The following is a 24,199-nucleotide window of genomic DNA, read 5'->3' as shown; positions in this document are numbered from 1 at the left end:
CGCCGGCCTAGTGACTAGACGCCTGTCTAGAGTCAAGACAGCCGCAGCGGGCTAAAGCAGCGCTGGGCGGCTAAGAATCGCTGTACTGAGCGCATCGATGGGCTCACGGGCGGCAAGCGGGTTGTCAAGCAAAACGAAGTCGACGTCGCCGAGTTCTGGCAACTCGAAAGTGGCGGGCAACTGAGCAAGATCCGCCGGAATGAGAGACTGCGGAAACACGGCAATACCGATTCCCGCCCGAACAGCGGCGAGAGCTCCATTCACCTCTTTCACGTTGCACGTAATCCGCCAGGTACGGCCGTTAGCTTCGAGAGCGCGCATTGCATAGGCACGCCCCAGACTGGGTGCCTGATAGACAATCAGCGGAACCGGTGCACCAGCCTCAAGGGTCGTACTCTTGTGGCCCATCCACACCATTCGGTCGCGGCGCACTAGTCGCCCGCCTTCAATACCTGTCCCTTGCTTCACAAAAATCAGGTCGAGTTGGCCAGCCTGAAGGCGTCGGACCAGAGCGCCACTTTGGCTGACGGTGAGTTCGAGATTGATCTGTGGATAGAGCTGACGAAAATTGCGCAGGATGCCCGGCAACTCATTGAGCGCCAAGTCGTCGGCAGAACCGAAGCGCAAACGACCGCGCATCGCCGATCCCGTGAAGTACTTCACCGCCTGATCCTGTTCCGCCAAAATCGCGCGAGCAAAGCCAAGCATCGCTTCGCCGTTGTCAGTGAGATATACCGCGCGAGTATCGCGAACGACAAGATTACGGCCAGCGGCAGCCTCGAGTTTGCGGATGTGCTGGCTAATCGTCGGCTGGCTCAGAGTCAACGTTCGGGCGGCGTCGGTGAAGCTGAGCGTGTCGGCGACAGCGACAAACGATTTCAGCAGTACGGGATCAAACACCAGTGCTCCATTACGAAACGTAATTGAATTTATAGGCTCGATTATGCACTGGAATGAGTGCCGAGACAATACGGTTGAATACGTGGCTATGACATCTGAGACCTCTCCGGCAACTGTGCCTATCTCGGCAGTCATGCAACGCCCACTCTGGCGCGACACCTTCAGTTCCCTTCGGCTGCACAACTACCGCCTCTATGTGATCGCCCAGTTCATCGCCTACACCGCTGCTTGGGTGCAACGCATCGCTGTTGATTGGCTCGTTCTTGAGCTCACGGGAAACGTTGCGCTCGTTGGTCTGACGATCGCGATCCAGTTCACTCCGACCATCGTTCTTGGGGCCTATGCCGGCGTCATCGCTGATCGTTTCGATAAGCGGGCGACACTCATGGTCGCGCAGTCGATCATCGGGCTGCTTAGTCTTTCTCTCGCCATCATCACAATCATGGGTGCGGCACAGCTCTGGCTCGTGTACTTGTTGGTGTTGTTCATGGGCATCATCCAAGTTTTCGATAACCCGGCGCGTGCCGTCTTCGTGAATGAGCTCGTTGGTCCTCGCCACTTGCGCAACGCCATCAGCCTGAACGCCTCAATTTTCCACTCCGGTGCCTTCTTGGGGCCGGCGCTCAGCGGGGTGCTCATTGTCGCGGCTGGTTCCGGCTGGGCGATCGGCATTAACGCGGTCGCGGTGGTTATCGGCGTGGTGATCCTTGCATCGATGCGCAAGAACGAGTTGCTGATCGCGCCTCGCGCTCCGGAATCCAAGGGCCAAATTCGCGAAGCAATCCGGTACATTCGCAAAAAGCCCACCCTGTTCTGGACCATGGTGATGATTTTCGTCGTCGCCGTGTTCGGAATGCCAATGCCGACGCTGCTCGCCGCGATGGCGAACACTGTTTACGGCACCGGTGCCAGCGGTTATGGCCTCTACAACTCGCTCGCCGCGATTGGAGCTTTGCTCGGGGCGCTCGCGTCAGCCCGCCGGGCGAGCCTTCGGCTGAGAACGATCATCTTCGGGGCGGTGCTCTACGGAGCAATGATGATGCTCGCGGGAATCGTTCCGATCTACGGACTATTTCTCGGTGTGCTCATCGGCATTGGTCTCAGCCGCCTGCTCCTCATGACGGCTGCCGAAACAATGGTTCAGCTGTCATCGAACCTGGTCATCCGTGGTCGCGTTATGGCCTTCTGGGTGATGGTAATTCTTGGCGGTCAAGCAGTCGGCGGTCCGCTCATGGGAACCATCGCCGAGCTCTTGGGCGCCAAAGTAGCGTTCGTCATTGCTGGGGGAGTGCCCGCTGTTGTCGCGATAGTGATCGCAATCGTTCTGGCGCGATCGGGTCAGCTTACGGTCACAGTGGCTCCGCGCCGAAAGGGCCGGTGGGTCGCGATAGTGCCCCGGCATCAGTCGCGTGCCATTACCGAGCCGATCACCATCGTCGATGCGGATGCCGTACAGGTGCCCATTGCTCACAACAAGCTGCGCCGACTGCGTTCCTCGCTTTCGCGCTCAGCGACCAAGCGCCGTTCGGAGCAAGAGGATCGTTTCAACAGGTAGCCCAACACCTGCGCTGACAGCCATCGACCAGGCGCCGCGCAAGCGGAACGAAAGCGTTAGACCGCGTGGTTGTTCTTGCGCAGCATGGCTTCGACCTCGTCGACGGCCATGGTGGGCATTGTGTTGGCGCTAATCGGGTTCATAACATCGTCTCGGATGTCGTCGAGCAATGTGGTGAGCATTTCAACGGCGTCGTCGACAATTTCGGTGCTGCGCACTTCAGTCCCGTGGAGGAGCCACTTGGCTACCGAAAGCTCCGCATAGAAGGTGGCGCGCTGCTTGAGTTGACGATCTCCGGCACCACGGGCATCCGCGTAGGCACCAAACGCTGATTCGATGATGGCGTCATTGCGGGGGCCGAGGAGCCACTGGAGGTCTGTCGCGGGGTCGCCGACTTTGATGTCTTGCCAACCCAGCACACCCGTGACCGCGTTGTCTGCGGTCAAGAAGGAATCTGAGACGAGGGAACCGTTGACCACGGTTGGCTGAAACTGCCAGAGTTTGGAATCTTCAGTGGCTTCGCGCCAGCGCTCGAGTAGTCCAGCGGGAACGAGCTTTGTGGCCGCGGCACGGTCGATAATCGAAATGCACGATCGCAGACTTTCGCCTGCGGTCTGCACGGGGAGTCCGGCATCCGCGACAAAGCTTGTCGGCAGGCTGTGAATTGCTGCGATGGCGGTGCCGATTGAGGCTGAAAGCGAGCCCGGCCCTGTGGTGTACGAACGCATGGGCACTTTGCTGCCATAGACAAATTCGTAGACGATTCCGCGAGTTTGGCCAACCGGAACTTGGCCGGCATAGCTGGTGACAGCGAACGGCAGTCTGGTGCGAACACCGGCGCTGAGCGCGCGTAGCGCTACGAGGTCGGCGGACTGCACATTTTCTGCTGAAGTGTTTCGGGGCACTCGAATAATCCAGTGCTTGCCGTCGCGCCCGGTAATGAGCGCGGAGTCGAAGTCGTTTCCGTTGCCGGTGCCGAACGGTGCGGCTGCGGCAACATCGAGTCCTTCGACAGCAGAGGTCGCCAGCGCGGCTAGAGTGAGATGTGATCTGGCCATAACACTCAGGGTAGGTTGCTCAGACGCGCATTTGCCGCACGCCACGCACTTGGGACGGGGTCGATACATGTCACAGGCTTTTCTTTCACGCCTGCCACTATCGCGATATGAAATTGATCGTGACCACCTTGCGAGAGAAGACCCTCGACTTCTCGACCGCTTGTGGCGCGATCCGGCTACGAGAGTTTTGCCGATATTTGACGGTTCCGCACTGCTCGCGGCTGATGGTTCGCTCGCTCTGCTACGTCCGGATGCAATCGATCGCGGCCATACTGTCGTCTACTTGGGACGGTCGATGTCGACCACGAGCCCTGAGCCCGTTGGCACCCCGATCGTGACCGTCGAGCTTCAGGACGCCGGGCATTTCGCCGAAGCAAACTGGGGCAATTTACGTTCCATCGCTACCCAATTGAGCGACCGGGATGCCGGACTCTTTACCGAAGCTCTGGCGATATTGAACTGGCATTCTTCGCACCTCTTTTCTCCGCGGACCGGAGAGCCGACTGTCGTAGAAAAGGCCGGATGGGTGCGCCGTGATGTCGCGTCAAAGCTCGAAGTTTTTCCGCGAACCGACCCCGCCATCATCGTCGGCGTCACGGATCAGAACGACAGGCTCCTATTGGGTTCCAACGCCCTCTGGGAGTCGAACCGTTACTCCCTCCTCGCCGGATTCGTCGAGCCTGGAGAGTCACTGGAGTCGGCCGTTCAGCGCGAAATCCTTGAAGAATCGGGAGTGCCAGTAGTCGACCCGGTCTATTTGGGCAGCCAGCCCTGGCCATTCCCGGCATCACTCATGCTCGGATTCACAGCCTCAGTCGCTCCAGGATTCACTGGGCTAGGAACCCCAGACGGAACCGAAATCCTCGACCTGCGTTGGTTCAGCCGGGACGAACTCGCTGCGTCGTTAACTCAGATCCGCCTGCCGGGTCATTCGTCTATTGCTCGCGCCATCATCGAGCACTGGTACGGCCAGCCGATTGACGAGCAACCGTGACTCTAGAAGCAAACGAACTACTCGACGCGCTCGATGAGGGCCAGCGGCAGGCTGCCGAAGCCCTCCTAGGGCCGGTCTGTCTTCTCGCCGGCGCCGGAACGGGAAAGACTCGAGCGATCACTCACCGCATCGCTTATGGGGTTGCCACCGGTGTCTATCCTCCGGGTCGAGTTATGGCGCTCACCTTCACGAACCGCGCCGCCGGTGAACTGCGGGGCCGCCTTCGCAGCTTGGGCGCGGAAGGCGTTTCCGCTCGAACATTTCACGCTTCAGCACTCTCTCAACTCAACGCGTTTTGGCCGCAAACTATCGGCGGAACCATGCCGAGACTGCTTGAGGGCAAGGCGCGGATGATCGCGCATGCCGCCGACTCTCTAAAAATCAAGCTCGACACCGCCACTCTTCGCGATGTTGCGGCGGAGATTGAATGGCGCAAGACCTCCCGCATGTCGATCGAGCAGTATGGAAACGCTGAACGAACAATGCCGGCAGCGCTCACCGTTGACCGCATGGTCGCGTTGCAGGCAGCGTATGAATCCACCAAGGATGCCCGCCGCCAGATTGACTTTGAAGATGTACTTCTTGCCGCGGCCGGAATGATCGAAGCGGAACCTCGTATCGCGCAGCAAGTGCGTGAGCAATACCGCTTTTTTGTCGTTGATGAGTATCAGGACGTTTCGCCACTTCAGCATGAGCTGCTGCGATTGTGGGTGGGAGACCGTGATGATCTCTGTGTGGTTGGCGACGTCAGCCAGACTATTTACTCCTTTGCGGGAGCAAGCCCTGACTTCCTGCTGCGTTTCGCCTCGCAGCATGACAACGCAATCGTGTTGCGACTCGAACGCAACTACCGGTCAACTCCCGAGATCGTGCACACGGCGAACAAACTGATGGCGAATCAGCCGGGGGCGCTAACCCTGCAGTCGGCGACGAAAGAACACTCCGGGATCCCTGCAGTTACCGCCTACGACGATGATCAAGCTGAGGCGACTGCCATTGCGGAGACCATTGCGGGGCAGATTGCGGCCGGAACCAGCCCTGAAGAGATTGCGGTGCTCTACCGCATCAACGCTCAGTCGCAACCAATCGAGGCTGCGCTAGCTGCAGCTGGGGTGCCATTCCTTGTTCGCGGAGCAACCCGCTTCTTTGACCAGCGCGAGGTCAAAGAAGCGATCATGCTGTTGCGCGGAGCCTCCATTACGACAGCAACAGAGCCACTCTTCAAGTCAGTCAGCGATGTTTTGAGATCTATCGGATGGTCGCAAGAACCTCCTCAGAGTGCTGGTGCTGTTCGGGACCGGTGGGAATCTCTCAACGTGATCATGCGCCTAGCCGAGGATGCACCAGAAGAGATGACTCTTCGCGAATTTGTGGCCGACCTTGTTGACCGTCAGAGCAGCAACAATGAACCATTGCGCTCCGCAGTAAACCTCGCCACCCTGCACTCGGCAAAAGGCTTGGAATGGGATTGCGTGCACATTGTCGGGCTCAACGAGGGCCTGCTGCCGATTAGCTATGCCCGCACCCCCGAAGCGATCGACGAAGAGCGACGGTTGCTCTACGTCGGAATTACTCGTGCACGCCGATCACTCGGGATGTCTTGGTCAGCTAGCGCACAAACAGGTCGGGCTGGGCGTCGTGCCCCCAGTCGCTTTCTGGACGATGTGCGCGATCGTTCACAACCCTAGCCACGGCGCCAATTTGCTGGCATCCGCACTCGGGGTGACGGAACCGCAAGCTTTCATCACGCCGCCCCGTTGAGTGATCGATGCGCACCGATGATGTTGCGTCGGCCGGCGTCTGATCAAAGACGGTGTAGCCGACGCGACCCAAACGATGAAGCGCCATCCGGCACGCTTCTGCCGCAGCTTCCGCAATGAGCACCGGCGTTTCTGCGTGGGAAGACCGCCCCATCAGCTGAGTGGCAATAGCGGGCCAAGCTGCATCGGCATCGCGACGGTGAAGCTCGACGCAGAGGAGGCATCCGGTGATTCCAGGAGTGACCACTGGGCCGATCTCGGCGCCAGAGTCTGAAATCACCACGGGGATGTGAGGTATATCCCGTCGCAACCAATGCGAATGCACCGAGGGGGCGATTACGTAGTGGCCAACCATAATCGCGAGATCAGGATCGGGGTCGACCAACTCATCCGCGTGCTCAGCGACACGAACGTTCACTCCGCTAGCGGCGAGAACACGGGCAATCGATTCGGCCAAGGAACCAACACCGAGTACAGCAACGTTGGCGCTTGGTGACTGAGGCGGTGTCGCGAGGAGCACGCCAGAGAGGGCGTCGAGCAGGTCGTCGCAATCAGCAGGATGCGATTTGGAGAGCATGCCGAGACCGCTACGACTGATGCCAGCCACGAGAGCGGAGAGAATCTTTTCTTGCGCGTCGGTGACATGGGCCAGTACGACGGCGGGAGGGTCAATGCCGATTTGGGCGCTCGTGGGGGAGCGCCACACCAGTGGTAGTCGGGGGTCTACTCGCAGGATCATGTGCCCATTGTGCACACTGTCCGAGCGGTCAGTGCGAAGATTCCACAGCGCAACGAGAGTTCCCGATGTCGGCGCTCCCCGGCTCGTGAATTAGGAGTTGTCGCCCTCGTGGGGGCGGTCTCCGGATTCGTCGTTAAGAAGCGCGTCGATGGCCTGATCGATGTCGTCTGGCGTGCTGCCACCGTCACGGAGTCGAGCAACAAGGGCAGCGGGGTCGTCAATATCTGCGGCTGTCGGCATCACGTCGGGGTGTGACCAGAGCGAATCGCGCATCTCTGCACCAAGTTCGTCGCTGACGTGTTGCCACATCGCTGCTGCTTCACGCAACCGGCGTGGTCGAAGCTCGAGGCCGACGAGAGTAGCGAAGGCGGATTCTGCAGGTCCACCGGATGCTCGGCGTCGACGCACGGTCTCGGCGATCGCACCGCGGGCAGGCAAGCGCGTGGTCGCTGCGGCGGTAACGACATCCACCCATCCTTCGACAAGTGCAAGAACGGTCTCTAGCCGTTCAAGTGCTTCGCGCTGCTCTTCGCTCTTCGGTGGAATCAGCGAACCGTTAGTCATAGCGTCGCGCAGCTCTTCAGGATTATTCGGGTCGAAACCGCTCGCAAGCTCAGCAATCGCATCCGAATCAATGTGGATGTCGTGGGCGTACGCCGTGATCGACGTGAGCAATTGCAGTCGAAGCCACCGTGCGTGCCGAAACAGCCTGGCGTGAGCAAGCTCTCGCACTGCCAAATACAGGTGCACCTCTTCGTCGGGAATGTCGAGGCCATTGCCGAAAGCGAAGACGCTTTGCGGGATAAGAGCTGCTTGCTGTTCATCGAGCAACGGGATGCCAATGTCGCCACCAGAAACGACTTCGCTCGAGAGCTGGCCGACGACCTGGCCAAGTTGCATAGCAAACAGAGTGCCGCCGATGTCGCGCATCACCTTGCTTGCGCCGGAAAGCATTTCGTTCATCTCTTCTGGCGCGTTCTGCTTGAGAACATCGGTGAGGGAATTGGCGATTGAGTTTGCCACCGGCTCGGCAAGCTGGGTCCAAATCGGCATCGTGATTGATACCCATTCGCTGCGGCTCAAAAGCTTAGGTTCTACCGTGAGTTCGGAGATATCTGTGACCTCATTGAGCCAGAGCGATGCAACGTGGAGCGCCTGCTCGAGCTTGGAACGCTCGGCGGGAAGGGAAACCACGGTGCTCTGAGAAGCAATGTTCTTGGCTTGCTCTAGGGCGATGTCCCAATTGATCCCATCGCCGCTCTTGCCTAAGGCATTCTGCAGTTGACTGAGCAATTGTTGGATCATGGCGGGGTCGTTCGGGAGCCCCGCGGCGGCAGCAAGTTTCGCCGGATCGATTTCACCATCACCGGAGAGGAACTCGCGCATCATGTCGCGGAACTCGTCTTCGGAATTGTTGTCAGCATCGTCAGCCATGTTTTAACGCTACTCGCTCGATGCCGTGCGCGGCTGAGTTTTGACCTAGGCTAGTAACTCTTACCGTGCGCCTGTGGCGAACACCGCTTCCACCCCGTAAGGACCTAGGTGGCCCTGTTTACTGATAATCGTCCCGAACCGTCATCGCGCCGCGCCCGAAGTGGCTGGCTAGGATGGCTGATTCTCAGTGTTGCGCTCATCGGCACGCTGCTAGCAACACTCGTTCCATCGCCGTACATCATCGAGCAACCCGGCCCCGTCTACGACACCTTGGGTGACGTAGAAATCGAGGGCGCGCAGGTGCCGCTCATCCAGATCCCGGTCGAGACGACGTATCCCACTAAGGGCGCGCTCGACATGCTCACCGTGAACGTGCGGGGAAACCCGGATTCACCACTCAGCTGGTTCGAGGTTGGCGCAGCTTTCTTCGATCGCAGTCGCGCCATTGTGCCCGTCGAAGCTGTCTATCCGGTCGGCGTGACCATCGAAGAGTCGACCGAAGCTGGCCGTATCCAGATGGAAAGCTCGCAGCAGGAAGCGATCGCTGCCGCCCTCTCTGAACGCGGTTACGAATTCGATGCAACGCTCACGGTTGCTGAGACGAGCGCAGGTGGACCATCGGATGGCGTGCTGCAGGCTGGCGACATCATCCGGTCAGTAAACGACGAGACTTTCGCTGACGTCACCGGCCTTCGCGATGAGATTGCCGCGAATGGCACGACGAAGCCGGCCACGGTGGTCTTTGAACGTGATGGCGAAGAGCAGACGGAAGAAATCATCCCGACCCTCACTGAGGGTGACGATCCGATTGCAGTAATTGGGGTAATTGTCGGTAGTGCCTATAACTTCCCCGTTGATGTCAAAATTCAGTTGGAAAACGTTGGCGGTCCGAGTGCGGGAATGATGTTTGCGCTCGGGATCATTGACAAGCTGACCCCCGGTGCAATCAACGGCGGCGAAGAAATCGCGGGCACCGGAACAATCACCGCAAGCGGCGATGTGGGCCCCATCGGTGGAATCCAACAAAAGATGTATGGAGCCCGTGGAGCAGGAGCGAGCTTCTTCTTCGCGCCCATCGAAAACTGCGATGAGGTTGTGGGAAACATCCCCAAGGGCCTCACCGTTTATGCAATCGACGATCTCAACGATGCCCTCGTTGCGCTTGCCAGCATTCGTGCTGGGCTAAGCGGAGCCGGGCTACCGTCGTGCGATGCAAGCTGAGCGCAACTGAGTGATCGTTGCCCTGAGCTTTGCCGAGAGTCACGCTGAGAGCGATCATCTGCCCTACGCCCATGAAACACCTTTAAGATACCTCTAGGCCCCCAATTTCAGGAGCGAAGTACTGTGTCGAGCCAAACCCAATCAGCCCCACCGAGCAAGACGAGGTCTGCGTTTACGATTACGGCGATAATTCTCGCCGTCATTGTTGTTGCTTTCTTCTTGTTCTCCAATCTCTATGCGGACGTTCTCTGGTTTGACCAGGCTGGGTATCTTGAGGTGCTCACCACCCAGTGGATCGCCAACGCTGTAATGTTCGTCATCGGATTTGTGGCGATGGCAGTTCCAGTGGGTATCAGCCTGCTCGTTGCCTTCCGCGCTCGCCCGATCTACGCGAAACTCAATGCGCAACTCGAGGGCTACCAGCAGGTTGTTGAGCCGCTGCGCAAGCTCGCCATGGTCGGCATCCCCGTGCTCTTGGGAATCTTCGGTGGCGTCTCGGCAGCCGGTAGCTGGCCTGTGGCTCTTCAGTGGTTGAACCGCACGTCATTCGGCGAAGTTGATCCCCAGTTCAACCTTGATATCGGGTTCTACTTCTACGAACTGCCGATGTATCACGGCATCGTTGGCTTCGCTTCAGCAGTGCTGCTGGTTTCCTTCGTCGGAGCGCTTGCTACGAGCTACCTCTACGGTGCTCTCAGCGTGCATGGTCGTGAGGTTCGCATTTCGCGTTCGGCACGCATCCAGTTGGCGATTACTGCAGGCCTCTTCTTCGCCCTTCAGGCCGTCAGCATCTGGCTTGACCAGTACACGACGCTGTATTCGGCGAGCCAAGGCTTCCTGCAAACCGGTGCAAGCTACACCGAAGCGAATGCCACCATCCCCGGTCGCGCGATTCTCGCCGGCATCGCGGCAATCGTCGCGATTCTCTTCATTGTTACGGCCATCATCGGCCGCTGGCGACTGCCCATGATCGGTACAGCACTCTTGCTGATCAGCGGTCTCGTCGTCGGAAACCTTTACCCGTGGGTCGTTCAGCGCTTCCAGGTAGATCCCAACGCGCGCACCTACGAGGCCGAATATATCGATCGAAGTATTCAGGCAACTCGAGACGCGTACGGTGTCGCTGATGTCGAAGAGATTCCTTATAGCGCCACTACCGATGCTGAACCAGGGGCGTTGCGTGAAGACGCAACGACCACGGCGAATATTCGAATTCTTGACCCTGCTATCGCGCCGCAGGCCTTTGCCCAGCTCGAGCAGTTCAAGCAGTATTACCAGTTCGACAGCCACCTCGATGTCGACCGCTACGAAATTGATGGCGAAACTCAAGACACCGTTATTGCGGTCCGCGAGCTCAACCAGTCTGGACTTGGCGATTCGCAATCGTGGTACAACAATGCTGTCGTCTACACCCACGGCTATGGCGTCGTTGCGGCTTTCGGTAACCAGCGTGCCGCTGACGGCCAGCCCGTCTTCCTGCAGTCTGGCATCCCCAGCACCGGTGCACTAGGCGACTTCGAATCTCGTGTCTACTTCGGTGAAAAGTCTCCGGAGTACTCGATCGTTGGTGCGCCTGAAGGCTCAGACGACATTGAGCTCGACTACCCGTCCGGTGGCGAAGATAGCAACCAGAATGCGACTACCACTTTCCAGGGTGACGGCGGACCGGTACTAGACAACATCTTCAAGAAGCTTGTCTATGCGATCAAGTTCCAGTCGGAGCAGATCTTCCTTTCGTCAGCTGTTACTGAGAAGTCGCAGATTCTGTATGACCGTGAACCTCTCGACCGTGTCAAGAAGGTTGCCCCGTACCTCACCGTCGATAGAGACGTGTACCCGGCCATTGTGGACGGTCGCATTGTATGGATCGTCGACGGCTACACGACGGGCGCAAACTACCCTTACTCACAGGTCGAGCAACTGTCTAGCGCGATTGCCGACACCAACACACCGGCACCACAGTTTGCGCTCGATGACATCAACTACATCCGCAACTCGGTCAAGGCGACTGTTGACGCCTATGACGGCTCGGTGAAGTTGTATGCCTGGGATGACGCTGATCCTGTTCTGAAGACGTGGAACAAGATCTTCCCGAACACTTTGCTTCCGCAGAGCGACATGAGCGTTGAACTGTTGGATCACGTGCGCTACCCCTCTGACCTGTTCAAGGCGCAGCGCGAGATTCTGGGTTCCTTCCACGTGACGGATGCCGGCTCGTTCTACTCGAGTGATGACCAGTGGGTCAGCCCTGAAGACCCGGTTTCGACAACTGGTTCGCTTCAGCCGCCCTACTACCTGACAATGCAGGTACCGGGAACGGAAGACCCCGCATTCACGCTCTACTCGACGTTCATTCCTAAGGGGAGCGCGGACGCAACACGAAGCGTTCTCACCGGTTACCTCACGGCGAACTCGGATGCTGGGCCCGACTACGGCAAGTTGACCCTGCTGAACCTGCCGAAGAAGGACACCATCCCGGGTCCAGGTCAGGTGCAGAACAGCTTCAACACTGACACCATTGTTGCCAACCAGTTGGCTCTGCTCCAGCGCGGTGAGACTGAGGTTAAGCTCGGTAACTTGCTGACGCTGCCGGTTGGTGGGGGACTGCTCTACGTGCAGCCCGTCTACGTGCAGTCAACGAGCGGAACGCAGTACCCGCTACTGCGCAAGGTTCTCGTGTCATTCGGTGATGAGATTGCCTTCGAGGACACTCTCGATCAGGCGCTCGACACCTTGTTCGGTGGAGACTCTGGTGCTGAAGCTGGCGATGGTGAGGTTCCGGTAGATCCTGAAGTTCCCGTTGACCCCGATGCCCCTGTTGATCCGGATGCGCCTGTCGACCCAGTAACGCCGGGTGACAACCCCGTGCTCGACAAGGCAATTGCTGACTACAAGGCAGCACTTGCTGACCGCAACGCCGCCTACGCCGCTAACGACCTCGTTGCCGCAGCGGAAGCTGACAAGGAAATGGTCGCCGCAATCGAGCGGGCAATCGCCGCAATCCAGTAGCCGATTCTGACTCAGCGGGCCGCAGCACACTGCGAGCCCGCTGAGTTCGGTCTTGGCACCGTTCACCCTGTGTTAGTCTTTAAGCACGCCGCGGGGTGGAGCAGTTCGGTAGCTCGCTGGGCTCATAACCCAGAGGTCGCAGGTTCAAATCCTGTCCCCGCAACCACGTAAAAAGTCCCGGTCTCGAAAGAGACCGGGACTTTTGCGTTAAGCGACGCAAGTGACATGAGCGAGATCGGTGCCTGGGCGACTTACGTGTTCTCGGGATCCTTCGTCTGGCGCGGCGTCTTAGTCGGAACCGGTTGCGTCTCACGGTCGGCGTCAGGAACAGGTTCGAGGAAATCGAAAAGGTTCGGCAGTCTGCGATCGCGGAATGCACTGGATGCGGCGAGTCCGATGAGCACACCGAGGGCGATGGCGATCATGGTGCCGAGCATCGTGATCAAGGTGCTGCTGCCATCGTTTCCGCCCAGTACCTCGGTGACTCCGACGAGTCCGAGCCCGCCAGGCACGAGCAACCAGAATGCCGGAAGGAAGCTAACAATCGCGGGAGGGCCGGTGCGGTGTCTGGCCACGAGTACGGCAACCGGAGTCATGGCGATCGCGCCGATGAGCGCGGAAAGCACTCCGCCGAAGAGCACGTCACCGATCACCTGCGCGCCGTAGGCAACGTAGAGCACGAGCAGGATCCACGGAATCGATGTTGGTCGGGCGCACTGGTAGATGGTGATCCCGACGCCGAACACGGCAACAGCAACCCAGGGTGCGATGGGGCCCAGCGGTTCGCTGGTGGCGGTGAGCTCGAGTGCGGGAACGCCGACGAGGGCTGCGGCGGAGACGATGCCTACGGCGAGCAGCAACAGTCGCATTGCTCCCGCAGCTGCGCGTGCGGACCCCGACATTATGTGCCCGGTGGCAAGCTCGATGACGGCGGTGGTCAGTAGACCTCCGGGGAGCAAGATGACGACCGGAGCCACCAGAGAAGGCAGGACTCCAGGATCATCTGCGGCACGGGCAGCCAGCAGCACGATCAGTGACGATCCGAGGGCCGCGCCGACGATCACGAGGGCGTTGAAGCTTGCCGGTAGATGTTCGCTGAGTAAGAGTAGTGTGCCGACGCCGGCGCCCAAGAGTGCCGCGATGAGGACTCCGAGCCAGGATGAGCCAAGGAGCACGGAGATTGCGCCGGTGGTGAGGGCATAGGCGAGCACGCGTTGGGCGCTGGTGAATGGCGGTGCGAGCTCCCGCATTTTCGTCAGCTGCCGCGTGACCCACGCGCTCGAACCGGAACGAACCCGACCCACTTTCACTACGCGATCAATTACGTCTACCTGGTGGAGGAGGTAGGACTGCCCGCCGGCCGATACTGCTCGCGTAAGAGTGGCGCCGTTGTCATCAAGCGATACAAACAGCGCTGTCGGGAAGACAACGACTTCCGCTGAGGCGTACCCGTTCGCGGTTGCAACATCGTGCAAGGCGGTCCGCACCATACTCACGGGGTAGCCGCTATCGATCATGACTTCGCCGACATCCGCCAGTGAATCGAGCACGACGGTCGCAGGCTGTGCCCGGGTGAGTGACGAGGTCGCGGTGGTGGCTGCAGCGGCGCTGGAACGTCGACGAAGCACAAGCCACAGCACAAGGATGCTGCCGGCGAGCACAGCGACTGCAATGAGCAGTGACGTGAGCGACACGTTTGTGGTCGCGATACTGGGCGGAACCGACGGGAGGGGGATGACTTCGTCCGCTTCGTCGACGGCGGGCGTCTCGGTAGGCGTTGGGCTATCGGTCGGGGTCGGCGCCTGAGTGTCTGTCGGTGTCGGAGTCGGAGTCTGCGTTGAAACCGGAGGAAGAGTGGTCGTTGGTGCGCCCGTAGGGACAGGGGCGGGGGTTGGGATTGTCTCTCCGGGAACGGGGGCGACGGGATCGGTCGGATCATCGATTGCCGTTACCGGTGTGGTCATCGGCGTCGCATATCCTGCGGCGTGAGTAGGCCAATGGGCACTCCCCGCTGCAGCCGCTAACACGGGGACGGTAGCTGAAGCGGGAACAGCAAGGGAGGGAACGCTTCCGGCGCAGGCAACCACGAGAAGCACGACAATGCTGAGGCGGCGCAGAGAGTCTCCCATAGGCAGTCGACATCCTCCTCTAGCGAACCAGCTTCTATGAAACGTACGCGCAATCGGTCGAGACAGCCAAGAATTGCCAACGAATTGACGAAGTGTGCCCCGCCCCTGCACGATCGTCAACGTGACTCACGGTTAACTGCTGTTCGGGGTTAAAGTGGTGCCCACTCCTGGGCTCGGGATTCGTGCGCAGCTATGTAAAACCGGCCGGGACCACCATGCCTGAGTAATGTTCTGGACATTGCGTTGCTAAGGAAAGGTAAGACCAATGATCAGCTCGCTTGACAATGTTGAAGCCATTACCGTGTTCTCCGATAACATTCCGGCATCTCGGGAGTTTTACACGGCAGTGTTTGGGGCGCCCATCCTCTTCGAAGACGAAGTCTCGGTCGCACTGCGCATCGGTGCCATCGTGATCAACGTGTTGGCGCGAACGGAAGCCCCAGCGCTCGTAACACCAGAACCGATCGCGAAATCGGGGGCCGCGGCATCCGTGATGTTGACGGTGAATGTGGCCGATGTAGATGCCGTGTGTGCTGCTCTGGGCGAGTGGGGCGTTGACCTCGTCAACGGCCCCATTGATCGACCGTGGGGCCGCCGCACTGCGGTGTTTCTTGACCCGTCAGGGCTTCCTTGGGAAATTGCGCAAGAGCTCGGCTAGTTCACGCGTGAGTTTCAGAAGCCTCGTAGATCTAGGCGCGGGGCGTTGTTGCAGCCGCACGTTCGATCTTCAGAAGGATGAGCGCACCAACCACCAAAGCGGGGCCGAAAAGGCGTGCAAGTTGGCCGAGAGATTCAACCCCCGCGGTGAGAGCCCCGACGAACTGCTGGGTCATGGGGAAGTAGATCGACTGTATGGCGAGGTACAGGGCCGGAAGCAGAAAGTTAAACACAATGAAGCTGGCGAGCGTAAGGGCAGCTCCCGCCCAGAAGGCAACCTTGGGGCGAAGTAGTTGGTCGATCATCCTGGGCTCCTGTGTTTCGTGGGCGTAACAGTTTCAGGCTAACCCGCTGCTAGTTCGCGGCGCAGCAAAAGTGAACAATCCTAATGAGGTGTCGCGGGGTTAGATTTAACGTATGACTCCGTTGCAGGCGCGCATCATCTACGACTTGAACACCCAACCCACGATCGACGCTGGTGAGCAGATCCGCATGCGCATCGACTTTCTCAAGGAATACCTGAAGGCATCACACGCCAAGGGTCTCGTGTTGGGGATCAGCGGCGGGCAGGATTCCTCGCTCGCCGGCCGACTGTGCCAACTCGCCGTTGCAGAGCTGCGCGCGGAGGGTGCCGAGGCACAGTTTGTGGCCGTCCGACTGCCGCACGGGGTGCAGCACGACGAGGACGATGCGCAACTGGCGCTCGACTTTATTGAAGCGGACCGCGAAGTGACGTTCAACATCCAGCGAGCCGTCGACGGCATCGCAGCCGAGTTTGCGGATGCCCTGGGGGAGCCAATAACGGACTTCAACAAGGGCAACGTGAAGGCTCGCGAGCGCATGGTGGCGCAATACGCCATCGCCGGGCAGCTCGGCTACCTTGTAGTCGGAACAGACCACGCGGCCGAAGCCGTCACGGGCTTCTTTACCAAGTTCGGCGACGGCGGTGCCGATGTCTTGCCTCTCACGGCGCTCACCAAACGTCAGGGCAAGCAGCTTCTCGTTGAGCTAGGGGCGCCAGAGCGCCTCTACGAAAAAGTTCCCACCGCTGACCTGCTCGACCATACGCCGGGCCAGGCCGACGAAGCCAACCTCGGCGTAACCTATGACCACATCGACGACTACCTCGAGGGCCGCGACGTGCCTGCCGAGGTCGCCGTGGAGATCGAGACGAAGTACCTCAACACGCGCCACAAGCGCACCGTTCCCGTGTCAATGTACGACGAGTGGTGGACCGAATAGCGCGCTAGTCCGCCTGTGACGCGCGCGATCAGCCTCGCGAGTCCCGCGTCACATCCACCATCCACGCGTAGTTGAAGGCACGTTCGCGCCACGCGTCGTAGCGACCGGAAACGCCGCCGTGGCCGGCCGCCATCTCGGTCTTGAGCAGAGCATCCGCCCCCACTTCGCGCAGTCGGGCAACCCATTTAGCTGGCTCGACATAGAGCACGCGGGTGTCATTGAGCGACGTCACTGCAAGGATGCGCGGGTAGTGGGTGTCGTGCACGTTCTCGATGGGGGAGTACGACTTCATGTAGTAGTAAACCTCCTCATTGTGGAGAGGGTCGCCCCACTCATCCCATTCGATGACCGTTAACGGCAGCGATGGATCGAGGATCGAGGTGAGGGGGTCAACGAAGGGGACGACCGCGAGGATACCCGAGAACAGTTGCGGTGCAAGGTTCGCGACGGCGCCCATGAGCAGGCCGCCGGCGCTTCCGCCCTCAGCGACGAGGCGGTCACTGGCGGTCATGTCGGTGTCGATGAGGTGATGGGCGCACGCCACGAAGTCGGTGAACGTGTTGCGCTTGTGGAGTTTCTTACCGCCCTCATACCACGTGCGACCCAGTTCGCCACCACCGCGCACGTGAGCGACAGCGAAGACTATGCCGCGGTCGAGCAAGCTGAGGCGGCCGACAGCGAAGCCGGGGTCGATGCTGATCTCATAGGACCCGTAACCGTAGAGCACGGTCGGTGCTGGGGTTCCTGGCACCACAAGGTCGTTGCGGTAGACGAGTGAAATCGGCACGCGAGTTCCGTCGGAGGCGGTGGCCCACTCTCGACGTTGGGTATACAGCGCGGGGTCAAAGCGGCCAAGCACCGGCTGCTGTTTGCGCATGACAAGCTCGTTGTCATCTACGAGGTAGTCGTACACGATCGTCGGTGTCACGAAGCTGCCATAGCTGAGGCGGATGCTCGGCTGGTTCCACTCGGGGTTTGAGCTGAGGCCAACGGTGAAGAGTTCGTCGTCGAACTTCAGCTCGTGGGGAATGTCTTCGTACCGTCCGCCATTCTTCGGAACGATTGCGATCGCCACACGAGTGAGGCCCTCACGACGGTACTCGATTGCCACGAAGTCCTTGAAGGCATCCACACCCTCGAGGCGCACTGCTTCGTTGTGGGGGAGGATCACGCGGCGCTCGCCGAGGGGATCCGCCGCCGCAACACTGACCAATTCGAAGTTAATTGCGTCCTTGTTGTGCACAATCAGCAGTCGATCTTGCGTGCCAACCACAACATGCTCGACGTCGTACTCAACGCCAACTTCGCGCGGCCAGACAATCTCGAACTCGCCGGTCGGGTCGCTCGTGTCGAGCAGTCGCGTCTCGCTCGTCAGGCGCGAGCCTGCCTCGATCGCCACATACTTGCCACTGCGTGAACGACCAACGCCCACCCAGAAACTTTCGTCAGGTTCATGAAAAACCTGCACCGCGGATGCCGCAGCAGTGCCCAGCTCGTAGCGCCAGACGGTATCGGGGCGCCACGCATCATCAACCGTCGTATAGAAGACATACTTGCCCGTGGCATCCCAAAGCGCGCCGCCCGCGGTGCCCGGAATCTCGTCAGGCAGGTCATTGGCTGCACTGAAGCGGATGACGGCGTCCGCGTCAGTGGCGCTGCTCGCGGTGCTTGCCGCAGCGGAGTCACCGAGTTGGCGCACGCGCAACGTGTAGCGCTCATCGCCCTCAGTGTCGACGCCGTAGAGCAGCAGCGTTCCGTCGTCGCTGAGCGAGAACGAGCCAAGGCTGAAGAAGTCGTGACCCTCAGCTTCGATGTTGTCGTCGAGGAGTATTTGCTCACCCGGGAGCGTGGCGGGAACGCCAGCAGCATCCGCACCAGCAGCAGGCTCGGCAATCGTCGGGGGATTCCAGTCAGTGGCATCCGCGATCGGTGCGCGGCAGTGGATCGGGTACTGCTTGCCCTCTTCAGTGCGGCTGAAATACCACCACTGACCCCGGCGAACCGGAACGCTCAGATCGGTCTCCTGCGTGCGGGCCTTGATCTCCTCAAAGATCTGCTCTTGCAACACACTGAGGTGACTCGTGCGGGCCGATGTGAAGGCATTCTCGGCATGGAGATGCGCGAGGGTCTCGGGGCTCTCTTTGTCGCGCATCCACTCGTAATTGTCGACGTAGTGGTCGCCATGCTGGATGCGTTCGGTAGGAACCTTTGCGGCTTCAGGTGGGGTGAGCATGCCTTCAGCGTATGCCCGATTTCTGAGTAGCGGGCACGACAGGAGACCGAATTGGTTACGAGTAACTGCTACTCGAGGAACCCGCGTAGCAGGAGAGCAGTCCCTGCTAGGTGTTCGCTCATTGCTTGTGCCGCGGCGTCAGGTCGCCCGGTCAGGATAGCGATAGCGATCTGCTCGTGCTGAGCGTTCGAGTGCGCGATGTTGGGGCCGAGCGAGGGAATGTTGTCGAGTAGTTCGTTCACCCTCATGCGCACGTCTGCGATGAGCGGTGTTAGCGAGGCAGATCCGGCAAGTTCGCCAATCATAAGGTGGAAGCGCGAATCAAGGCGGCGATATTCCTCATCGGTGGCGGCATTCGCCTCAGCAAGACTCAGCCACAGCAGTTCGCGCTCGCTCTGGGTGAGGGCACGACCCGCTGCGTGGCGCGCCCCTCCGACTTCAAGAATTTCTCGCAGGGTCAGCGTGTCTTCGATAGCTTCCGGGGATAGGTCGCGTGCCGGTTCGAGCGCATCGTCGTGAGCTGTTCCCGGAATATGTGTCGGCAGAACATCGCTGACGAACGTTCCCCCGTAGCGACCGCGTCGAGACACCAAATAGCCAGCGTCGCTGAGCGAGGCGATAGCGTCACGCACGGTGTCTCTGCTGACCGAGAGCATCGTGGCGAGTTCCCGTTCGGCGGGCAACCGTTCGCCGGGAGCGACGAGCCCGAGACGAACCGTCTGGAGGAGGCGCTGAACGGTCTCCTCGAACGAGTTGCCCCCACGCACAGGGCGCAGCAGCAACTCGCCGTGGAGACCGGTCGGCTCATCCATTACAGGGGCGTCGTGTAGGCAGAGCTGATGCCGCCATCAACGATGAATGTCGACGCGGTGATGAACGATGAGTCATCGCTAGCAAGGAACGCAACCGCGGCAGCAAGTTCTTCTGCCTCAGCGAAGCGGCCCATCGGGATGTGGACGAGACGGCGAGCGGCCCGTTCAGGGTCCTTGGCAAAAAGCTCTTGGAGGAGGGGAGTGCTCGTGGGGCCGGGGCAGAGTGCATTGACTCGAATTCCCTCCCGGGCAAACTGCACGCCCAACTCACGGCTCATCGCTAGCACGCCACCCTTAGACGCCGTGTAGGAAATCTGGCTGGTCGCTGATCCCATGATAGCGACGAAGGATGCCGTGTTGATGATCGACCCCTTGCCCTGCTTGACCATGTGGCGGAGGGCTGCACGGCAGCAGAGGTAAACCGACTTGAGGTTGACGTCTTGAACTTTCTCCCACGCCGGCAACTCTGTAGTGACGATCGAGTCGTCTTCCGGCGGTGAAATTCCGGCGTTGTTGAAAGCGATGTCGACTGACCCGTACGTGCTGGCGGTGGTGTCGAACAGCGCATTCACCTGTTCCTCGTTGGTTACGTTGACCTTGATGAAGTGGCCACCAACAAGCTCAGCGGCCGCGAGACCTGTTGTCTCGTCCATGTCACCGATGATGACGGTTGCACCCTCGGCAGCGAATCGGCGCGCAGTGGCGAGACCGATTCCGCTCGCGCCGCCGGTGATGACGGCGACTTTGCCGGCGAGGCGCTGCGTGAGGTCGATAGGGGTGATGCTCATTCGGTGCTCCTTGAGTGGGAAGGGGTGAATTTGTCAGTCGACGGCGATGAAAACATTTTTGGTTTCGGTGAAGTTCAGTGGTGCATCGGGGCCGAGTTCGCGGCCGAGGCCGGATTGCTTGAAGCCGCCAAACGGAGTCGAATAACGTACTGACGAGTGCGAGTTGACCGACAGGTTGCCGGCTTCGACGCCGCGAGACACCCGGATGGCTCGGCTGACATCCCTCGTCCAGATAGAACCAGAGAGCCCATATTCAGAATCGTTGGCCAATTGGAGTGCATCGTTTTCGTCGTCGAACGGCAGCACCGTCACGACGGGCCCGAAGATCTCGTCGGTGACACAGCGGTCCTGGCGCGATTCAGGGGTGAGTACGGTGGGCGCGAACCAGTAGCCTGGCCCGTCCGGGGCGTTTCCGCGGAACGCGACGGGCGCATCCGCGGGCACATACGACTGCACCGAAGCCAAGTGTTTGGCTGAAACCAGCGGACCCATCTCGGTCGCTTCATCATTGGGGTCGCCAACGCGCACGCCAGCAACGGCAGGCTCAAGAAGTTCCATGAAACGGTCGTAAGCACTGCGTTCGACGAGGATGCGGCTGCGGGCACAGCAATCCTGGCCAGCGTTTTCGAAAACTCCGTAGGGTGCTGCAGCGGCCGCCTTCTCCAGGTCGGCATCCGCGAACACGATATTGGCGCTCTTTCCGCCGAGCTCTAGCGTGACCCGTTTCACTTGGTCCGCGCATCCGGCCATAATTTGTTTGCCCACAGCGGTCGACCCGGTGAAGACGACTTTGCGCACGGTGGGGTTGGTGACGAAGCGCTCGCCGACGACGGAACCCTTGCCAGGCAGAACCTGGAACAGTCCCTCGGGAAGGCCGGCTTCGAGAGCGAGTTCGCCCAGTCGGATGCTCGTGAGCGGAGTCCACTCAGCAGGCTTCAGCACCACTGCGTTGCCTGCCGCAAGGGCCGGCGCGAATCCCCATGCGGCGATCGTCATGGGAAAGTTCCACGGCGTAATAACACCAACGACGCCGAGAGGTTCGTGGAACGTCACGTTGAGGCCGCCAGCCACGGGAATCTGCTGGCCGAACATCCGCTCAGGGGCTGAAGCGTAATAGTTGAGAACGTCGCGAACGTGACCGGCTTCCCACCGAGCCTGCGAGATCGGATGCCCGGAGTTGCTGACCTCCAGTGCAGCAAGATTTTCGAGGTCGCCGTCTACCGTCTGCGCGAAGCGGCGCAACATCAGCGCCTTGTCGGCGGGTGAGACGCGAGCCCACGCCTTCTGGGCGACGGCGGCACGGGCGATTGCCGCATCCGTCGCTTCGATATCGAGCAGATCGACTGTGCCGATCTCGGCCTCAGTCGCTGGGTTGATGACGGTGTAGGTGCTCACGCGAGAGCCTTTCGGTAGTGACGCGCCGCTTCGACGAGCCCTTCGAACAGTCGGATGTCTTCTGGTGCTGCCTCGGGATGCCATTGAACGGCAACCGCGAAGGTTGCTGACGGCAGTTCGACAGCTTCAATCACGTCGTCGCTCGTGCGTGCCGTGACGACGAGTCCGTCGGCGAGGCGATCGATTGCTTGGTGGTGATAGAGCGGAACAACAAGAGGCTCAGCTTGACCGCCGAGCACTTGGTCGATCTGCGAATTGGCTTCTATCTCGACGGGAAGATGGCTGAAGATGCCGCCACCCACCTGGTAATTTCCGTGGCCAACGACGTCAGGTAGGTGCTGGTGCAGGGTGCCACCGAGGGCGACGTTGAGCACTTGAGCACCACGGCAGATGCCAAGGAACGGCAGGTCGGCATCGAGCGCTTGGCGAACGAGTTCGTCTTCCCACGCGTCGCGGTCGAGTCGAGGTTCGTCGGTGGTCGGGTGCGGTTCTTGGCCATAGCGCGCTGGGTCGAAGTCTTTGCCCCCGGTGATGATGAGTCCGTCAAGCCCTTGAAGCACCCGACGGGCGATTTCTGGGCTCACGGGCTGTGGTGGAAGTAGCACCGCGATGCCGCCAGCGCGAGTGACCGCCTCGAAGTAGGCCTTCGGTAGAAACGCGGCGGGAACATCCCACACACCGGTCTGAGCTTGTTCGAGGTAGGTAGTCAGGCCGATAACGGGCCGATCAGAGACGCTCAAAGCCACGCACCTTTTCCCAATCGGTAACTGCCGAGTCGTAGGCCGCTAGCTCAACGGCGGCGTAGTTGAGGTAGTGGTCGACCACTTCATCGCCAAAGGCTTCCCTGGCGAACGTCGAGGCCGCGAACAGTTCGGTGGCTTCCCGTAGCGAGGACGGCACTCGGGCTACGTCGCTCGTGTACGCATTACCTTCGTAGGCATCGTCGAGTTCGAGCTCATTGTCGATCCCATAGAGCCCTGCTGCGATGAGGGCGCTGACGGCCAAGTACTGGTTCACGTCGCCGCCGGGAACGCGGTTCTCTACTCGCATTCCGTGTCCCTGACCGACGACGCGAAGCGCACAAGTGCGGTTGTCGAGCCCCCAGGCCAGCGCGGTCGGCGCAAAGCTTCCCGGAACATAGCGCTTGTAGGAATTGATGTTCGGGGCAGAGAAGAGAGTGAGTTCGCGCATGACCGCGAGTTGACCGGCGATGAAATGGCGGAACATTTTTGACATGCCATGTTCGGCATCCTTATCGGCAAACACTGCGGTTCCGTCCGTTCCCCGCAGGCTGATGTGGATGTGGCAGCTATTGCCCTCCTTCTCGTTGTACTTCGCCATAAAGGTGAGGCTCTTACCGTGGGCGTCGGCGATTTCTTTCGCGCCGTTCTTGTAGATCGAGTGGTTGTCGCAGGTGTCGAGTGCTGAGGCGTAGCGGAAGCCGATCTCTTGCTGGCCAGGATTGCACTCGCCTTTGACGCCTTCGCAGTACATTCCGGCGCCATCCATACCGTTACGGATGTCGCGGAGCAGCGGTTCCATGCGCGTAGACGCCAGTACGTTGTAGTCAATGTTGTAGTCGGTGGCAGCGGAGAGCTCCCGGTAGCCCTTCTTCCATGCCTCCCGGTAGCTGTCATCGAAGACGATGAATTCGAGCTCTGTAGCGACGAAGGTGTCGAGGCCGCGTTCGGCGAGACGATCAAGCTGGGCTTTGAGAATCTGGCGGGGCGAGGGCGCGACGGGCGATTCGTCGTGCCACTGGAGGTCGGCGGTAACAAGCGCAGTGGCTACGAGCCAGGGAGCACGACGAAGCGTTGCCAGATCTGGCACCATGACCATGTCGCCGTAGCCGCGCGACCAGCTCGACATCGCGTAGCCCTCGACGGTGTTCATGTCGACGTCTACAGCGAGCAAGTAGTTGCAGCACTCAGCACCGTGAGCGGCGGCATCCTCCAGAAAGAGTCGTGCCGACAGTCGCTTGCCCACGAGTCGCCCCTGCATGTCAGTGAATGCCACGAGGACTGTGTCGATCGCGCCGGACGCGACGTCTGCCGACAGTTCATCGAGCGTGAGGTTTCCGGAGTGGGCGGTCATAAACTTCTCCTCATTGAGCGAGTCAAATGGTGCACTTTCCAACCATTAGAACACAGATACCCGAGGGATGTGGTCACAATACTCGCGTCAAACCGGCAAAATTCTCGTGATTATGGGTAGTCAACAACCATTGATCGCCGTATAGTCATCGCAAGGATTCTCACAGAGTTGTGTGCCCG

19 protein-coding genes and 1 tRNA gene are annotated in these 24,199 nt (G+C 60.0%); 8 read left to right on the top strand and 12 right to left on the bottom strand.

All coding sequences use genetic code 11. The annotated features are described in order from the left end of the window. Positions 1-51: 51 nt before the first annotated feature. The gene (locus ACOH1Z_RS11360; protein ID WP_449648604.1) at positions 52-900 is read right to left on the bottom strand and encodes a LysR substrate-binding domain-containing protein; all 849 of its coding nucleotides are present in this window, start codon (positions 898-900) and stop codon (positions 52-54) included. 88 nt (positions 901-988) lie between these two features. Here ACOH1Z_RS11360 and ACOH1Z_RS11355 point away from each other — a divergent pair, with 88 nt between their 5' ends. Beyond that, complete coding sequence (locus tag ACOH1Z_RS11355; protein WP_449648603.1) at positions 989-2,455, top strand: MFS transporter; 1,467 nt, start codon at positions 989-991, stop codon at positions 2,453-2,455. Between the two features lie 56 nt (positions 2,456-2,511). Here the strand turns inward: ACOH1Z_RS11355 and ACOH1Z_RS11350 are convergent, their stop codons facing one another. Beyond that, complete coding sequence (locus ACOH1Z_RS11350; protein WP_449648602.1) at positions 2,512-3,513, bottom strand: phosphotransferase; 1,002 nt, start codon at positions 3,511-3,513, stop codon at positions 2,512-2,514. A 67-nt stretch (positions 3,514-3,580) separates the two neighbouring features. Between ACOH1Z_RS11350 and nudC the strand changes: the two genes are divergently transcribed. After that, positions 3,581-4,507, top strand: a complete 927-nt coding sequence (gene nudC / locus ACOH1Z_RS11345; protein ID WP_449648601.1) for an NAD(+) diphosphatase — start codon at positions 3,581-3,583, stop codon at positions 4,505-4,507. Next, complete coding sequence (locus ACOH1Z_RS11340) at positions 4,504-6,195, top strand: ATP-dependent helicase (protein WP_449648600.1); 1,692 nt, start codon at positions 4,504-4,506, stop codon at positions 6,193-6,195. Before nudC ends, ACOH1Z_RS11340 begins: the two co-directional genes overlap by 4 nt. Here ACOH1Z_RS11340 and ACOH1Z_RS11335 read toward each other — a convergent pair. Both ACOH1Z_RS11335 and ACOH1Z_RS11330 read right to left on the bottom strand, forming a co-directional pair. Further along, positions 6,116-7,006 carry a hypothetical protein gene (locus ACOH1Z_RS11335; protein ID WP_449648599.1) on the bottom strand — a complete coding sequence of 297 codons (891 nt, stop codon included), beginning with the start codon at positions 7,004-7,006 and terminating at the stop codon, positions 6,116-6,118. The genes ACOH1Z_RS11340 and ACOH1Z_RS11335 overlap by 80 nt on opposite strands. Positions 7,007-7,096: 90 nt before the next feature. Next, positions 7,097-8,440, bottom strand: coding sequence for a zinc-dependent metalloprotease (locus ACOH1Z_RS11330; RefSeq protein WP_449648598.1), 1,344 nt, complete (start codon positions 8,438-8,440; stop codon positions 7,097-7,099). Between the two features lie 108 nt (positions 8,441-8,548). Here ACOH1Z_RS11330 and ACOH1Z_RS11325 point away from each other — a divergent pair, with 108 nt between their 5' ends. The 3 genes from ACOH1Z_RS11325 to ACOH1Z_RS11315 all read left to right on the top strand — a co-directional run bounded on the left by ACOH1Z_RS11325 (position 8,549) and on the right by ACOH1Z_RS11315 (position 12,836). Further along, a complete protein-coding gene (locus ACOH1Z_RS11325) occupies positions 8,549-9,661 on the top strand; it encodes a YlbL family protein (RefSeq protein WP_449648597.1) in 1,113 nt (370 codons plus the stop codon). Between the two features lie 123 nt (positions 9,662-9,784). Further along, the gene (locus ACOH1Z_RS11320; protein WP_449648596.1) at positions 9,785-12,670 is read left to right on the top strand and encodes a UPF0182 family membrane protein; all 2,886 of its coding nucleotides are present in this window, start codon (positions 9,785-9,787) and stop codon (positions 12,668-12,670) included. A gap of 89 nt (positions 12,671-12,759) precedes the next feature. After that, positions 12,760-12,836, top strand: a tRNA-Met gene (locus ACOH1Z_RS11315). A gap of 85 nt (positions 12,837-12,921) precedes the next feature. Here the strand turns inward: ACOH1Z_RS11315 and ACOH1Z_RS11310 are convergent. After that, the gene (locus ACOH1Z_RS11310) at positions 12,922-14,799 is read right to left on the bottom strand and encodes a threonine/serine exporter family protein (protein ID WP_449648595.1); all 1,878 of its coding nucleotides are present in this window, start codon (positions 14,797-14,799) and stop codon (positions 12,922-12,924) included. A 265-nt stretch (positions 14,800-15,064) separates the two neighbouring features. On the opposite strand from ACOH1Z_RS11310, the gene ACOH1Z_RS11305 reads away from it, so the two are divergent. Continuing rightward, positions 15,065-15,457, top strand: coding sequence for a VOC family protein (locus tag ACOH1Z_RS11305; RefSeq protein ID WP_449648594.1), 393 nt, complete (start codon positions 15,065-15,067; stop codon positions 15,455-15,457). A gap of 31 nt (positions 15,458-15,488) precedes the next feature. On the opposite strand, the gene ACOH1Z_RS11300 is transcribed toward ACOH1Z_RS11305, so the two are convergent. Then, on the bottom strand, positions 15,489-15,761 hold the full coding sequence (locus ACOH1Z_RS11300; RefSeq protein ID WP_449648593.1) for a hypothetical protein: 273 nt from the start codon (positions 15,759-15,761) through the stop codon (positions 15,489-15,491). 112 nt (positions 15,762-15,873) lie between these two features. On the opposite strand from ACOH1Z_RS11300, the gene nadE reads away from it, so the two are divergent. Beyond that, complete coding sequence (gene nadE / locus ACOH1Z_RS11295) at positions 15,874-16,698, top strand: NAD(+) synthase (RefSeq protein ID WP_449648592.1); 825 nt, start codon at positions 15,874-15,876, stop codon at positions 16,696-16,698. 28 nt (positions 16,699-16,726) lie between these two features. Here the strand turns inward: nadE and ACOH1Z_RS11290 are convergent, their stop codons facing one another. From ACOH1Z_RS11290 to ACOH1Z_RS11265, 6 genes are all read right to left on the bottom strand, one after another. Beyond that, positions 16,727-18,931 (bottom strand): S9 family peptidase, encoded by a 2,205-nt coding sequence (locus ACOH1Z_RS11290; protein WP_449648591.1) that lies wholly within the window; start codon positions 18,929-18,931, stop codon positions 16,727-16,729. A 68-nt stretch (positions 18,932-18,999) separates the two neighbouring features. Then, on the bottom strand, positions 19,000-19,743 hold the full coding sequence (locus ACOH1Z_RS11285) for a FadR/GntR family transcriptional regulator (RefSeq protein ID WP_449648590.1): 744 nt from the start codon (positions 19,741-19,743) through the stop codon (positions 19,000-19,002). Next, on the bottom strand, positions 19,743-20,531 hold the full coding sequence (locus tag ACOH1Z_RS11280; RefSeq protein WP_449648589.1) for a 3-oxoacyl-ACP reductase: 789 nt from the start codon (positions 20,529-20,531) through the stop codon (positions 19,743-19,745). Before ACOH1Z_RS11280 ends, ACOH1Z_RS11285 begins: the two co-directional genes overlap by 1 nt. A gap of 33 nt (positions 20,532-20,564) precedes the next feature. Then, positions 20,565-21,926 carry an aldehyde dehydrogenase family protein gene (locus ACOH1Z_RS11275; RefSeq protein WP_449648588.1) on the bottom strand — a complete coding sequence of 454 codons (1,362 nt, stop codon included), beginning with the start codon at positions 21,924-21,926 and terminating at the stop codon, positions 20,565-20,567. Further along, positions 21,923-22,672, bottom strand: coding sequence for a gamma-glutamyl-gamma-aminobutyrate hydrolase family protein (locus ACOH1Z_RS11270; protein WP_449648587.1), 750 nt, complete (start codon positions 22,670-22,672; stop codon positions 21,923-21,925). Before ACOH1Z_RS11270 ends, ACOH1Z_RS11275 begins: the two co-directional genes overlap by 4 nt. Then, the gene (locus ACOH1Z_RS11265) at positions 22,653-24,020 is read right to left on the bottom strand and encodes a glutamine synthetase family protein (protein WP_449648586.1); all 1,368 of its coding nucleotides are present in this window, start codon (positions 24,018-24,020) and stop codon (positions 22,653-22,655) included. The genes ACOH1Z_RS11270 and ACOH1Z_RS11265 overlap by 20 nt, the downstream gene beginning before the upstream one ends. Positions 24,021-24,199 lie beyond the last annotated feature (179 nt).

This window comes from Rhodoglobus sp., from assembly GCF_053580035.1.
The sequence above is the reverse complement of the archived record's forward strand: the minus strand, read 5'-3'. Positions and strand labels throughout refer to the sequence as shown.